Source organism: Paraburkholderia tropica (assembly GCF_900109265.1).
GTDB classification, from domain to species: domain Bacteria; phylum Pseudomonadota; class Gammaproteobacteria; order Burkholderiales; family Burkholderiaceae; genus Paraburkholderia; species Paraburkholderia tropica.
In genome coordinates, this window is record NZ_FNZM01000007.1 from 146,155 (window position 1) to 160,660 (window position 14,506).

General features: G+C 61.4%; 11 protein-coding genes. 3 read left to right on the forward strand and 8 right to left on the reverse strand.

From position 1 onward, the window contains the following. Nucleotides 1-26: 26 nt before the first annotated feature. The 6 genes from arcC to BMY06_RS13105 form a co-directional block, all read right to left on the reverse strand. Nucleotides 27-956: a carbamate kinase gene (gene arcC, locus BMY06_RS13080; protein ID WP_074983559.1), complete on the reverse strand. Its 930-nt coding sequence runs from the start codon at nt 954-956 to the stop codon at nt 27-29. A gap of 65 nt (nt 957-1,021) precedes the next feature. Next, nucleotides 1,022-2,032 carry an ornithine carbamoyltransferase gene (locus BMY06_RS13085; RefSeq protein ID WP_074983561.1) on the reverse strand — a complete coding sequence of 337 codons (1,011 nt, stop codon included), beginning with the start codon at nt 2,030-2,032 and terminating at the stop codon, nt 1,022-1,024. An 83-nt stretch (nt 2,033-2,115) separates the two neighbouring features. Beyond that, nucleotides 2,116-3,372, reverse strand: a complete 1,257-nt coding sequence (gene arcA / locus BMY06_RS13090; RefSeq protein WP_074983563.1) for an arginine deiminase — start codon at nt 3,370-3,372, stop codon at nt 2,116-2,118. 21 nt (nt 3,373-3,393) lie between these two features. Next, nucleotides 3,394-4,887 (reverse strand): arginine-ornithine antiporter, encoded by a 1,494-nt coding sequence (gene arcD, locus BMY06_RS13095; RefSeq protein WP_074983564.1) that lies wholly within the window; start codon nt 4,885-4,887, stop codon nt 3,394-3,396. 312 nt (nt 4,888-5,199) lie between these two features. After that, complete coding sequence (locus BMY06_RS13100) at nt 5,200-5,880, reverse strand: VIT1/CCC1 transporter family protein (RefSeq protein ID WP_065058396.1); 681 nt, start codon at nt 5,878-5,880, stop codon at nt 5,200-5,202. 265 nt (nt 5,881-6,145) lie between these two features. Further along, nucleotides 6,146-7,069 carry a transporter gene (locus BMY06_RS13105; protein WP_080180513.1) on the reverse strand — a complete coding sequence of 308 codons (924 nt, stop codon included), beginning with the start codon at nt 7,067-7,069 and terminating at the stop codon, nt 6,146-6,148. A 342-nt stretch (nt 7,070-7,411) separates the two neighbouring features. Here BMY06_RS13105 and BMY06_RS13110 point away from each other — a divergent pair, with 342 nt between their 5' ends. The 3 genes from BMY06_RS13110 to BMY06_RS13120 all read left to right on the forward strand — a co-directional run bounded on the left by BMY06_RS13110 (nt 7,412) and on the right by BMY06_RS13120 (nt 10,777). Further along, the gene (locus BMY06_RS13110; RefSeq protein ID WP_309147637.1) at nt 7,412-8,074 is read left to right on the forward strand and encodes a response regulator transcription factor; all 663 of its coding nucleotides are present in this window, start codon (nt 7,412-7,414) and stop codon (nt 8,072-8,074) included. Nucleotides 8,075-8,484: 410 nt separating this feature from the next. After that, on the forward strand, nt 8,485-10,278 hold the full coding sequence (locus tag BMY06_RS13115) for a SulP family inorganic anion transporter (protein WP_074983566.1): 1,794 nt from the start codon (nt 8,485-8,487) through the stop codon (nt 10,276-10,278). Nucleotides 10,279-10,372: 94 nt separating this feature from the next. Continuing rightward, on the forward strand, nt 10,373-10,777 hold the full coding sequence (locus BMY06_RS13120) for a hypothetical protein (RefSeq protein WP_074983568.1): 405 nt from the start codon (nt 10,373-10,375) through the stop codon (nt 10,775-10,777). A gap of 82 nt (nt 10,778-10,859) precedes the next feature. On the opposite strand, the gene BMY06_RS13125 is transcribed toward BMY06_RS13120, so the two are convergent. Further along, nucleotides 10,860-11,870: a hypothetical protein gene (locus tag BMY06_RS13125; RefSeq protein ID WP_074983571.1), complete on the reverse strand. Its 1,011-nt coding sequence runs from the start codon at nt 11,868-11,870 to the stop codon at nt 10,860-10,862. 40 nt (nt 11,871-11,910) lie between these two features. Next, nucleotides 11,911-14,157 (reverse strand): putrescine-ornithine antiporter, encoded by a 2,247-nt coding sequence (gene potE, locus BMY06_RS13130; RefSeq protein WP_074983573.1) that lies wholly within the window; start codon nt 14,155-14,157, stop codon nt 11,911-11,913. Nucleotides 14,158-14,506 lie beyond the last annotated feature (349 nt).

The following is a 14,506-nucleotide window of genomic DNA, read 5'->3' on the forward strand; positions in this document are numbered from 1 at the left end:
GGCAAAAACCGGCGCGGCGATTTCGCTCAATAGAAAACGAGTCCGGATTTCCCGGTGCTCACGCGTGTGCCTGCCTTGCCCTCGGTAATCGCCACGATATCGGCCAGCGCGCCGATCACGGCGTCTTTGCCGGTGTTGCGCGCGAACTCCGCGGCCGCCATGATCTTCGGGCCCATCGAACCGGCCGCGAAGCCCAGTTTCTCCAGTTCGTCGGGATGCGCGCTCGCGATCGCCTTTTGTGACGACGTGTTCCAGTCGACGTACGCGGCGTTCACATCGGTGGCGATGATCAGCATGTCCGCCTGCAACTCCTGCGCGAGCAGTGCGGAGCACAAATCCTTGTCGATCACGGCCTCCACGCCGCCCAGCTTGTGGCCTTCGCCGTAGAGCGTTGGAATGCCGCCGCCGCCCGCGCAAATCACGATCGTGCCGCGCTCCAGCAGCCATTTCACCGGACGGATTTCGAAGATGTGCTTCGGTCGCGGACTCGCCACGACGCGGCGGAACTTGTCGCCGTCGGGGGCGATGGCCCAGCCGCGCTCGACGGCGAGTTTCTCCGCTTCCTCCTTCGTGTAGACCGGGCCGATCGGCTTGCTCGGATGCTGAAACGCCGGGTCGTTCGCGTCCACTTCGACCTGGGTGAGCAGGGTCGCAAACGGCACCTCGTACGGCAGCAGGTTGCCGAGTTCCTGCTCGATCATGTAGCCGATCATGCCCTCGGTCTGCGCGCCGAGCACGTCGAGCGGGTAGCCGGGCACGTCCTTGCAGGCCTCGCCTTGCAGCGCGAGCAGGCCGACCTGCGGCCCGTTGCCGTGGGCAATCACCAGTTCGTTGCCCGGCGCGATCTGCGCGATCTGGGTGGCCGCGAGGCGCACGTTCTCGCGCTGGTTCTCCGCTGTCATCGGCTCGCCGCGACGCAGCAGCGCGTTGCCGCCAAGTGCAATCACGATTCGCATGTCTGACTCCCAAAGTTACCTGTCTCGGTGAAACCGGGCGCGCGTGCGCCGTCGAGCGGTGAGGCTCAAATGTCGGCGAGCGTCGACACGAGAATCGCCTTGATCGTATGCATGCGGTTTTCCGCTTGCTCGAACGCCAGATTCAGCGGCGATTCGAACACTTCCTCGGTGACCTCCACGCCCCCGCTGAGCGCGGGATACTTGTCGGCGATCTGTTTGCCGATCACCGTTTCGCTGTTGTGGAAGGCAGGCAGGCAATGCATGAAGCGCGTGTGCGGCGTGCCGCTCGCCTTCATGAGCGCCATGTTCACCTGATACGGCAGCAGCGCCTTGATGCGTTCTCCCCACGCTTCCATGGGCTCGCCCATCGAGACCCACACGTCGGTGTGCACGAAATCCACCGCTTTGACGGCGGTTTTCGGGTCCTCGGTCAGCAGGATGCGCGCGCCGCTTTCCTCGGCGAACTTCTTGCAGTCAGCCACGAGATCGTCATGCGGCCAGAGCGACTTCGGCGCCGCGATGCGAACGTCCATGCCGAGCTTCGCGCCGATGAGCAGCAGGGAGTTGCCCATGTTATTGCGGGCGTCGCCGAGATACGAGTAGCTGATCTGCGTGAGCGGCTTGTCCGAATGCTCGCGCATCGTGAGCACGTCGGCGAGCATTTGCGTGGGGTGGTATTCGTCGGTGAGGCCGTTGAACACCGGCACGCCCGCAAACTTCGCCAGTTCCTCGACGATCTCCTGGCTGAAACCGCGATACTCGATGGCGTCGTACATGCGGCCCAGCACGCGCGCGGTGTCTTTCATGCTTTCCTTGTGGCCGATCTGCGACGAAGTCGGATCGATATAAGTGACGTTTGCGCCCTGGTCGTAGGCCGCCACTTCGAACGCGCAGCGCGTACGCGTCGAAGTCTTTTCGAAGATCAGCGCGATGTTGACGCCCTTGAGGTGCTGTTGCTCGGTGCCCGTGTATTTGGCGCGTTTGAGGTCGCGCGAGAGGTCGAGCAGATAACGCAGCTCACGGGTGCTGTGGTGCATCAGACTAAGCAGACTGCGGTTGCGCAGGTTGAAAGCCATGTCGTTTCTCCGTTTCGAATGCAGCGCAAATGCGGGTCATCAGGTCAAAGACAGTGGGTCGATATCGACCTGTGGGCCATCGGTTAATACTCCACGGCGTCGCGCATGATCGGGCAAGTCATGCAGTGGCCGCCGCCGCGCCCGCGGCCCAGTTCGCTCGCCGTGATCGTGATGACCTCCACGCCGGCTTTGCGCAGCAGCGTATTGGTATAGGTGTTGCGGTCGTAGCCGATTACCACGCCGGGTTCGACGCACACGACGTTGTTGCCGTCGTCCCATTGCTCGCGCTCGGCCGCGAACGCGTTGCCGCCGGTTTCGACGACGCGCAGCTTCTTCAAGCCCAGCGCTTCGGCCACGACGTCCACAAAGGGCTTTTCTTCGCGGCGCAGATCGAGCTTCGTGGGGCTCTTGTCGTCGGGGCGGATCGAGAACGGCACGATCTCGTTGACCACTTCCGGAAAGATCGTCACGAGATCGCGGTCGCAGAAACTGAACACGGTGTCGAGATGCATGGCCGCGCGCAACTTGGGCAGCCCTGCTACGACGAGGCGCTTCGCGCCGCCCTTGACAAACAGGTTCTGCGCGAGCGCGCCGATCGCCTGGCGACTCGAACGCTCGCCCATCCCGACCAGCACGACGCCATTGCCGACAGGCATCACATCGCCGCCTTCGAGCGTGGCCGCGCCGTGGTCTTCGTCGGGATCGCCGTACCAGACCTGAAAGTCCTTGTTGGCGAATTCCGGGTGATAGCGGTAGATGGCCGTGGTCAGCAGCGTTTCCTGACGGCGCGCCGCCCAGTACATCGGGTTGAGCGAGACGCCGTTATAGATCCAGCAGGTCGTGTCGCGTGTGAAGATCGTATTGGGCAGCGGCGCAAACACGAAACTCGAATAGCCGAGGTAGTTGCGGAACTCCTTGAGGATCTTGCTTTGATCGGTGTCCGGCAGATCTTCGGCCACCACGCCGCCAATCAGGAATTCCGCGATCCGGCGCGGCTCCAGACTTTCGATCCAGCTACGCACCTCGCCGGCGAGCGAGACGCCCACCATCTCGGGACGAATCTTGCGATCGAGAATGTACTTGAGCGCTTCCGGGTGCTGCACCGTTTCGGTTAGCAGGTTATGCATCTCGAGGACATCCACGCCGCGTTCGCGCATCTTCGTCACGAAGTCGAAGTGGTCGCGCTTTGCCTGACTGACCCAGATGACGTCGTCGAATAGCAGCTCATCGCAATTGCTGGGTGTGAGACGTTGATGCGCGAGGCCAGGGGAGCACACCATGACCTTGCGCAGCTTGCCCGCCTCGGAGTTGACGCCAAAGGCGACGTTATCCGTACTCATTTGAGACTCCTCGAATCAGGATCACAGGGAGAGAAAGCCCTTGTACAGGCCGAAAGCCGCGATCAGCGCGCCGAGCAGTACCGCGGCGAAGACGAATTTTTCGACGGTCGTGAAGACGGGCAAGCCGACTTCACGCTTCGCCCGCGCGAAGAGAATCACGCCGGGCGCATAGAGCAGCGCGGAGAGCAGCACGTATTTGAGGCCGCCCGCGTAGATGAGCCAGACCGCGTAGACCACGGCAATGAGCGCGACGACGAGGTCCTTGCTGCGCTCGTTGTTGCGCTCGCCGCCAGCGGTGTCATAAGTCTCGCCGCGCGCTGCGATGAGGAATGCGTAGGCCGCCGACCAGAAGTAGGGCAACAGGATCATCGAGGTCGCGAGATAGATGAGCGAGAGATAGGTGCCCTTCGAGAACAGCGTGATGACGAGGAAGATCTGGACCATGCCGTTCGTGAGCCACAGCGCGTTGGCCGGCACGTGCTTCGCGTTTTCCTTGCGCAGGAAGTTCGGCATGGTGTGATCGCGCGCCGCCGAGAAAATAATCTCGGCGCACAGCAGCACCCACGAAAGCAGCGCGCCGGCGAGCGAGACGACGAGGCCAACGCTGATGAGAATCGCACCCCAGTGGCCCACCACGCGCTCCAGCACGCCGGCCATCGAGGGATTCTGGAGAGCCGCGAGTTGCGGCTGGGTCATCACGCCGAGCGAAAGAATATTCACGAGCACGAGCAGCAGGAGTACGCCGACGAAGCCGATGACGGTCGCCTTGCCGACGTCGCTGCGATGCTCGGCGCGCGCCGAAAAGATGCTCGCGCCCTCGATGCCGATGAAAACCCACACGGTCACGAGCATCATGTTGCGCACCTGATTTGTCACGCTGCCGAGCTTGGGATTCAGTTGACCCCAGAAGTCGGCTGAGAAGGTGCCGGAGCGGAACGCAAATGCACAGAGGATGATGAAGAGGCACAGCGGCACGATCTTGGCCACCGTGGTGATCAGATTGACGTAAGCCGCTTCCTTGATGCCGCGAAGCACCAGAAAATGCAGCGACCAGAGCAGTACCGAAGAACAGACGATGGAGATCGGCGTGTTGCCCTCGCCGAACACCGGGAAGAAGTAACCAAGCGTACTGAACAGCAGAACGAAGTAGCCGACGTTACCGAGCCAGGCACTGATCCAGTAGCCCCAAGCCGAGCCGAAACCCATATAGTCGCCGAAGCCGGCCTTCGCGTACGCGTACACGCCGCCATCGAGTTCGGGCTTGCGCAGCGCCAGTGACTGGAACACGAAGGCAAGCGTGAGCATGCCGACCGCGGTAATCGCCCAACCGATCAGCACCGCACCGGCATCCGCACTGACCGCCATATTCTGTGGCAGAGAGAAGATACCGCCGCCAATCATCGATCCCACGACGAGGGCGGTGAGTGCGCCTAAACGAAGTTTCGTGGCGGCGGCGGGCGCTGCAACGCGCTCGGGCGTCGCGGCGGGGCGAGGTGTAGACGTTGAGTCGGACATGGATGCCTCCTGCGCGCTTGGCTGTTGCCGATTTCAATTGAGCGTGCCCGGCGTGGCGAATCGAAATTTCATGAGAGCACGAATCGTTTATTCAGCATGATGATTTGAGGTTGCCTCGGGTAATTGATCTTCATCAATCGATCTCGTTGATGGAACAATCCGGCTATTTCAAGCGCGCGCGGGAATATAGGCGGTAAAAGGCAAATCAATTTCGTTGCGCTGAATTATTGATTTATATAATTGAATCGGATTTGAATAACATGAAGGTTGCTTCGTGCGCGTAGATAGCCCGCTTTCGGATGTTCACATCGATCATCCACCCAACGCGATAATCGCAATCGTGAGCAGCACGCCAACCGCAACCATCAACAGGCCGGCTTTCATTCCGCCCCCAGCGGAGTAGCGTCCGAGTGCATATCCGGCGGCGAATAGCATCGCGAGTGTGAGCACGCGTGAAGTGATCAGCGCCGCAGTGATATCTTTGATAACGAGAAATGGCAGCGCAACCGGAAACGTACCCAGCACCACAAGCAGAAAGATACCGACCGCGCCGACGAGATCGTCACGCCCGAGTGACGCTCGCGACGGCACAGTCGGCATGCTCGCAAGGCGCGCACGAACGCGCTCGAGTTCGGCATCGTCGACCAGTGGCTGGACAGCCTTCGGCAACGCGTCGCGCAGCGTGTGCACCGCAATGGCGTTATCCCGCGTTTGCCGGATGGTCAATATCAGTTTCAGGCGCTGCCCTCGATCAGCGAGGGTGCGGATGAGGTACATGACGGCATCGGCAAGTCCCCATGCCAGATTGCAACCGAGCGCCGAAAAGAACATCTTGTGCCCTGCGGCTTCGCCGGCACTGACCGCCTTGACGGCGCCGACGAAGGTCAGGGCCATGAACAGACCAAAACACAGCTCGCAGACACGGTCGACGGTATGGAGAACGGGTTCGCGCTGTGCGGGCCTGGTTTCACTGGCCGGTGTGAGGGTGCTCATATCAGCCTCGGCTGACGTTGGATAACGTGATTTGCGCCGACGGTCGGCGTGAATCGCCGCTACAAAAGGTATCGGAAGGAGACGTTTCTCCATTGACTTATATCAATCGTGAGACCTCGCACGGAAGATCGCGATACGCGAGTGACAATTTATTTTCAGAAACCGGATTCGCGTGACTGAATTGCTAACGTCAAATGCGAATTGGAGCATTCGAATCGCGCACAGATACCGTCTTTCGGCGGGATCAATGATCAACTATTAACGATCAATGATCGAACCAGCGATACTGGACCGTGATCGAAACGATCTGATAAGACCCCGCCGCACGGGTTACGAAGCCGCGCGAATAGCCGAGCTTGGCAGACCAGCCGTGACCGATCGGCACTGCGAGCGTGACACCGCCACGCGCGTTCGCTTGGCTCGTGCCGCTCGATGCATCGTTGACGCTGGTGGCGCCTCCGAGGGCATAGCCGACATCGATGGCGAGCCAGAGCCCCGGCCGAAAACTGTAGCCGCCGTGCAGTTGCGTGACCGTGAGGGGAGACTGGCGCCTGATCTGGCCATTGAAGAAGTTCGTGTTGCTCATGAAGAACCAGACGCCGACCGAGGCTTCAAAAAACCAGTCACCCCACGGTTGCGATAAGCCAATTTCGGGTTTGAACGCCCAACGATTGTTGCCTACGTTTACGAGGTGCGAAGGCACGTATTGGCCGGTCGGCATCTGCACGGTCAGGCTCACGCCAAGCGACGTGGCAGGCGGTGTGCGTGCGAACACGTCTGGCTCAAGCGGGGGATTGCCAAACAGGTTCAACGCAAAGCGCACTTGCATATCGCCCATGCCGGCGCGATGGATTTGCGTCGGCGCGCCAATGACGAGTCCGCTCAGATTCCCGCTGACAAAAGGCTGGACAAGGCCGATCGACGCCGTGTGATTTGCCAGCGCAAACGTGCGGACATAGCCGAGCAGCCAATTGTTGATGCGTGCGCTGACACCGGTTATGGGCAGCGATGGGTCGGTCAGCACGTCGCCGCTCACATGCGAATAACCCGCGAGAATAAAGTTCGTACCCACCGGCGAAGGGGAATAGGTGCGTGGCTCCAGCTCTTGCGCATGCACCAGGGTCGCCTGCCAGAGTACGGCGGCGGCGCAGGACCAACCACAACTCCAGCGAGCTGAACGTCTGCTCATCGCGGTTCAATCGAAGATGCCGGCAGATGCACCGTAAGCACGGCCGCCTCTACCGCTAGCCCGCACTGTGCGGAGCCAGCATAGCAGTGCCAGGCTCGAGGCTGAATAGGACCTTGGTCGGACAGTCCGGAACCGCGATCGGATTCAAGCGAGCCGTGTGCGGGTTCTCGGCGTATGCGCTCGATTGATCAAGGTCAATTGCATGGCCGGGACCCACGCTAGAGTTGTTTGAGGAATCACAACATCGTTCCGATCTACCCACGCCGCGCGCCAGTCGGCGTTGCAGCGCGGGCAAGCCGACAAACGACACAAATGAACTCAACTACTCCGGTAGTGTTCGTCGTGGACGACGACGAACACGTACGCAATGCGCTGAGTCGCTTGCTGCGATCGGGGGGCTACGCCGTGCAAGCTTATGGCACTGCCGGCGACTTCCTGAACGACGCGGATTTGACCAGCGCCCCCGCATGCGTGCTGCTCGACCTCCAGTTGCCCGACCTGAGCGGCATCGAACTGCAGCGGCGTTTGCACGGCATCGTGCCGATCGTGTTTGTTTCGGCGCACGGTGACATGCAGACCGCGGTAGACGCGATGAAGGCGGGCGCGGCGGACTTCCTGACGAAACCGATTGATGCGGGTGTGCTGTTTGAAGCCACGACACGCGCAATCGAGCACGCGCACCGCCTGTTCGAGCAGCGCGAGCAACGCACGGAGCTTCAGCACCGTCTGGAAACGCTGACGCCGCGTGAGCGCGAGGTCATGGCGCTCGTGGTTGCCGGGCGGCCGAACAAACTGGTCGCCGACGAACTCGGTGCGGCGGAGAAAACGATCAAGATCCACCGGGCGCGCGTCATGGAGAAGATGAAAGTCAGATCTCTGGCCGAACTGGTTCGGCTCACCACGTCGACCGGCATCGACGCGCCCGTCCTGTTATCGACGCAGTCCAGCCGACCGCGTCCCTCGGTGCAGCCGGCCGGGCGTGAAGCCGCGCCCCACACAGGTTGATTGGGCGGCTGCAAGTGATCAGCGTGGCAATGCGTGGCAATGCGTGGAAGAGATCGGGAAGTTGCGCCAGCGGGAAGCCTAAACCGCATTGCGTCTTCGGTGCTCCCGGCAGCGCCGGAAAATGTCGGCACAGTCAATCAGATGAATAGCGGACTGATTAATTAGTTTCTCCCTTCCGTAAATGTGGCGTGGTTTAAGTCGCGTCGCGTGTGCCGCTACGCGGCCACTCATCCGCCAATGTGGCCGCCTTGGGCCGCGGAACGGCGATTGATCTGCATCAATCGCGCGGGCGGCCGCCTGCTTATCGTGAAGGGACGCAATCGTCGGCGAGTCGAGGTGAGCGTTCATCCGACCATCCAGATGATTGATACGGCGCCATTCCGGTTGAGCGGCGAGGGAAGGAGAACGCCATGGAAAATGAGCACGCGCCCGTCACGGGTACTGACTCAACCGCCCCTGCAAGCGGCTGGCGCGCGATATTCGTGCCGGCGCAATGGCTGCCGGCTTACAAAGTGCGATGGCTATCATCCGATCTGGTGGCGGGCGTGACGCTTGCGGCGTATGGCATACCTGTTTCGCTGGCTTACGCAACGCTCGCCGGATTGCCCGCCCAGTACGGGATCTACTGCTACCTCGTCGGCGGTCTCTTCTACGCGCTATTCGGCAGTTCGCGGCAACTTGCCATTGGCCCGACGTCGGCCATTTCGATGCTCGTTGGGGTGACCGTCGTGGAAATGGCGGACGGCGACCCAGCGCGGTGCGCCTCCATTGCCGCCTTGACCGCGATCCTTATCGCAATCATGTGCCTGATCGGCTGGATTTTGCGGCTTAGCTCGCTCGTCAACTTCATTAGCGAAACCATATTGTTAGGCTTCAAGGCGGGCGCCGCGCTGACCATTGCGCTTACCCAGTTGCCGAAGCTTTTCGGAGTAAAAGGCGGCGGTGAGCAGTTTTTCGAACGCATCTCGATCCTGATCGGGCAGCTACCCGACACCCAGCTCGTCGTGCTCGCCTTCGGGCTTGGCGCGCTAGCGCTACTGATTCTCGGCGAAAAATATCTGCCGGGTCGCCCGGTCGCCTTGTTTGTGGTGGCGCTTTCGATTGTTCTGCTTTCGCTGACACCCTTGGGTGCGATGGGCTTCAAGGTCGTCGGTGCCTTGCCGCGTGGTCTGCCCGCGTTTCACCTGCCATCGCTGCGCGTCCGGGACGTGGACGGTATTGTCTCGCTGGCGTTTGCCTGCCTGCTGTTGTCGTATGTGGAGAGCGTCTCGGCTGCCCGGGCCATCGCCCGGAAAAACGGCTACGAAATCGATCCGCGCCAGGAACTGCTGGGACTCGGCGCGGCAAACCTCGCGGCGGGTGTGTTCCAGGGCTATCCGGTCGCGGGCGGTTTGTCCCAATCGTCGGTCAACGACAAGGCTGGTGCGAAGACCCCGCTCGCGCTGGTTTTCGCTTCGATTGCGATCGGTCTATGCCTGCTGTTCCTCACCGGCCTGCTGGCCAATCTGCCGAACGTCGTACTGGCGGCCATCGTGCTGGTGGCGGTCAAGGGCCTCGTTGACATTCGCGAGTTGCGGCACGTCTGGCGAGTCAGCCGCTATGAATTCATGGTGGCGATGGTCGCATTCGCTGCCGTCCTGCTGCTGGGCATTCTCAAAGGCGTGATCTTCGCCGTGCTGGCGTCGATGCTGCTGCTGATCAGGCGTGCAGCGCATCCGCACGTCGCGGTACTTGGGCGCATTCCCGGCATGCAGCACTATTCGGATAGCGAGCGCCATGCCGACAACGAACAGGTTCCCGGCGTGCTGATGTTCCGTATCGAAGCGTCGCTGCTGTATTTCAACGTGGATCACGTGCGCGCGGCGATTATGGAGAAAATCCGGTCGACGAATCGTCCGGTCAAACTGGTGATACTGGATCTCTCGAACTCTCCCGTCGTGGATATCGCGGGCGCCAGAATGCTGGCGACGTTGCATACGGACCTCGATCGGCTGGGAAAGCGGCTGCGCGTTGTGGCGGCTCACGGCAGCGCACGCGACATGTTGCGCGCGGAAGGGCTGACGGAACTCGTCGGCGATATCAGCCGCCGGGTTTTGGTCGACGACGCGATCGAGGCTTACCTGCACGAGATGGATGCGAGCGCCGAAGCCGCCGGGCAAGTCGCGAGAGAGCCGCCGGGCACGGGCGCGAAGCTTCAAGGCTGAAGCGTTCCAGCCTGACGGCGGTATCCGGAAACCGGCTGCGAGTCTGACGTCGAGACCATCGGGCGGCATCGCAACGCACCAAAAGGAGGTTCATGTGTCGATCCCCTACAGGAAGCCATTTCTCCTGGCGCATTGCGCACGTTTGGCGTTGTCGACTGTGCTTTTGGTCGGCAATGCTGAAGCAGACGCCAGCAATCTGAATTTTCTCAACGACACGCCGATCTCCTACATGAAGCCGCGTGACATGGAATCCATCAAAGGCGCACTGGTTCAGGTGCTCAATACAAGCAAGGACGCTGAAACGACCGGGTGGACAAACGCGCAGACCGGAAATAGCGTACGGATCGACGCGACGATGACACCGGAAACCACGGTCCACGACGGTCCGAAGACGTGTCGGAGCGTCACGATCAATCTGCTGGCGAAGGGGCAGTCAATGACGCTTCATCCGGTCTTTTGCGGAACCGGAGGCAGGGACTGGAGTTTGCAAAAGCGGTGAGTGTCCCCAAAGGGCGCGCCGCTATGAACCGTTTCGCGAGATGCCTGCTCTCGTCCGATACGTTGTTTGACGGGTTGCCGCGCTAGATGGCGCGCATGGCCGCATCGATGTGCAATCCGGCAGGCAGCAGTTCGGCACGAGGGAAACGCACGAGCGCGAATGCGCGCAGGCGAGGCGGAGCGCCTGGAATGCGAGCGAGACGAAACTCGATTTCGCGGCTGGCCGGTGTTTCGTTGCTTCTCACGACGTTCATCAGATCGAGGCGCAAGAGACGCTTTTCCACATAGAGATATTCGGCCGGATGGGCGAAGACGTCGCAGACCCGTTTCATTTCCAGTTCGACCACGCCGGTCGGGACGCGAAGAGCGGCAAGGCTGTGCGCGTTCTCTTCAATCTCGCTCTGCAGCCGCAGCAGTTCTTCCGAACCGGCGTCCGGACTGTCTCCCACCACCGAGCGCATACCGACTCCCCGCCGCTCGAGCAATGCCACGCGCGCCTCCAGCAGTTCGCGTCCTTTTGCCACGAGTTCGCGGCGGTCCGCGGCAAGTCTTGCCAATCCTTCCAGTGCCAGTTGATCGATCAGCCGGCGCGCAATTTCCTGGCGCAGATCGAGGTCCGTTTGACCGCAGACACTGACGCGATGATCGGTGAAACAGATCGTCGTCTGGGGAACGTCATGGCATACCGAATCGCCGTCGAGCGCAACGCCAAGCACGTGTCGTTCGAACATCGCCATCCCGAGTGTCGCGTAGGCTTCGGTTGCCTCGGCATGCTGCGAGAAATAGGCGCGCAGTTCCTCCGAGCGGCTGAACGCCTTCGGCAGATCATCGGATGTCGCGAAGAATGCGCGAATCAAGGGATCGGTCGCCCAGGCGGCCCTATCGGCCTCGTGCGGAGGCGGCAACGAGCCGGTGAGGTCGTCGATATAGTCGAGTGAAACGGAAATGGCTTCCCCGAGGCGCTCCCGATAGCGCCGGGCCAACCGCAGACGAGGATTCAACGCGAGCGCGCGATCGATCATTTCGGCGAGGCGCACATTTTCCTCGCGATCGCTGCTGCCGTTCCGATGAAACAGCCAGGTAAGCAAGCCCATGTTCGAATCCTCACTAGCCAATCCGCGCCACGCAGCTTGTTCACTCCGGCAGCGCAGCCCGGCGAAAGAACGCGGTCGCATCCGCATCGAGTTTCCCGAATGACTGCTCGTACACAGCCACGAACGCAGGCGACCCGTAAAGCCGGCTGAGCGTGCGATCGACCAGCAGACGCAGATCGTCATCCCCGCGTGCCATGCCGATTGCGACGGACACGCTTGTGAACCGCCGGTCGAGAACGACCAGATCACTCGCAGCGGGACTATCGTGCGCCACGGCAACGAGAAGGGCGCGGTCCGCGAAGAAGACGTTCGACTGACGATCGATGAGCCTCTGCAAACCCGCCTGCATCGAGGTGACCGGAGCAACCGTTGCCGAAATCCGAAGCTCGCCAAGCTTTGCGGCAAGCCAGCGTTGGGCGGGCGAGTCGGCGATCACCGAAACCGTCTGCCGTGACAGCAACTGCGCGGGCGACGCCCGCCAGACGGCGTGAGACGGGTGCTCTCCGGACAGGATCTCGCGCAGTCCCGCAGGCGCATCGGTGCGCAGAACGGCGCCGATACCGCCCGGATAGACCGGAATGGAGACCGACATGCTCTGCCTGTTCGTCAGCGTGTCGAGCACGCCGCACACGAGATCGACACGGTTCTCGCGCAATGCGTGCGTGTCGTCGCCTGGCGCGAGCGGAACCCATTGGGTCTTGAGTGTCGTCAGACCGGTTTCGCTTCGGATCTGATCTGCAATCTTCTGGCACAGCGCCACGGTGTAGCCCGTCACGTGTCCGCCGGCGTCCTTGTAGGCGTACGGAGGCGCGTCGCTGAGATAGCCCATGCGGATCGTGCCGGACTGCTCGATGCGCGCGAACGTCGCGCCTTGGGGCCGCTGGTCGGCGTGCACGGGATGCGGCATGAAAGCGGCAAGCGCCAGTAAGCCGATGGCGATCGCCGCGGCAGCCGAACTCGCTGCCGTGCGCGGCGCGGAGGGCGACGGGCCGGTCCGGTTGGCGGCGAAGCCATATATCGCGTACCCGATCGCCAAAACCAGCATGCCGCCCATCACGGCATCCTTGCCGGACGCGTAGATCGCAAATACGGAGTAAGCCAGCGCCACGACCGCGATCGTCGCATTGAGGCGGTATTTCGTGATCGCGGTGCCGACGTTGCGCATCATCACGAACAGCGCCGACAGCGAAATGACATACGGAATGACATTGGTGACGACGGCCAGGTTGACGAGCGCGGCGAATTGTTCGCTCAGATTGGGGGAAATTGTCGACAAGGCCATCACCGACTGTACGAGCGCCATGATCACCATGCCCGCAACAGGTGCGCCGGAGCGATTCACCTTGCCGAAGACGGCGGGGAACATCTGGCTTTCGGATGCGTCCCTGGCGGTTTGGGCCAGCGTGAACTGCCAGCCCAGCAGGGAACCGACGCATGCCATCGCGGCGAGACCCATGACGACGGAGCCCACAACGGGATTGAACATTCGCGCAAAGGCGAGGCCGAAGGGGCCCGTCGATCTGGCGAGTTCCGCGTTCGGCACGATGCCCTGGATCACGGCCGTGGAGAGAATGTAGATCACCGCCGCGCCGAGGGTGCCGAACATGCAGGCCAGCGGAACATCGCGCTTGGGATTCTCGACCGCCGACGAGTTCTGTACCGCCGACTCCATACCGAGGAACGCCCAAAGCGTGAGAGAGATGCTCGAACCCATCCCTTCCATGATACGCAGCCCCTTCGGATTCCACGCCGCCGCGAAGGTATCGCTGTGAAACCAGAACCACCCCGCAATCGAAATGAAGCCTACGGGCAGGATGACGCCCCAGACGGTAATCGCGCCAATGCGTCCGGTAATTTTTGGGCCGCCGAAATTGGCCAGCGTGGTCAGCCACAGAAGTCCGATTACGCCAAGGCAGGTCGTCAGCGGGGACGCGGTCAGCGCAGGGACGAACGCGGCGAGATAGCCGAGCGCGGAGCTCGCGACCGCTACGTTGGCAATGGCGATGGAGAGGAAGTAAAGAAAAAAGACCTGAAAATAGCCGTCCTTTCCGTAAGCTTCTTCCGCGTACGCGGCCATGCCGCCGGCGCGCTGATTCAGCAGGCCCGCTTCGGCAAAGCCCCAGGCAATGGCGAGCGATCCGATTGCCGTAACGAGCCACGACAGCAACGAAATCGCACCGACCTGCGCCATATTGGCGGGCAGCATGATGATGCCCGATCCCATCATGTTCACGCTGACGATGAACGTGAGCTGTACTACGTTCATCTTTCTGGGCTGATCAGTCATGGCGATTCTCCTGCCCGTATCACCGTGCGAACGCCCAGCGAATCATCGAGAGCGATCCGCACGTACGGAGCCTGCGTCAAGGCTAGAGCGCGGGACGAGGATCAGATTGATTCAGGTCAAGTGGATTACCCGCCTGGCTATTCATGACCGATCGTCGATTGATTCTGAAATTCAACGATTTTCCGTAAAGATGCGGACTTCTGGTTGCAAAGCCTGGGGGATTGCCGGAGATGCCGTGTTTTTATCGCGCTTCTTCAAAGCGGGCCCGGCTGCCCCGCTCGCAGCTTCGAGGTATTAAACGGGGCAAGAGATTAAAGGACGCCCGCATATTGCCGTTAACGGATAGCTG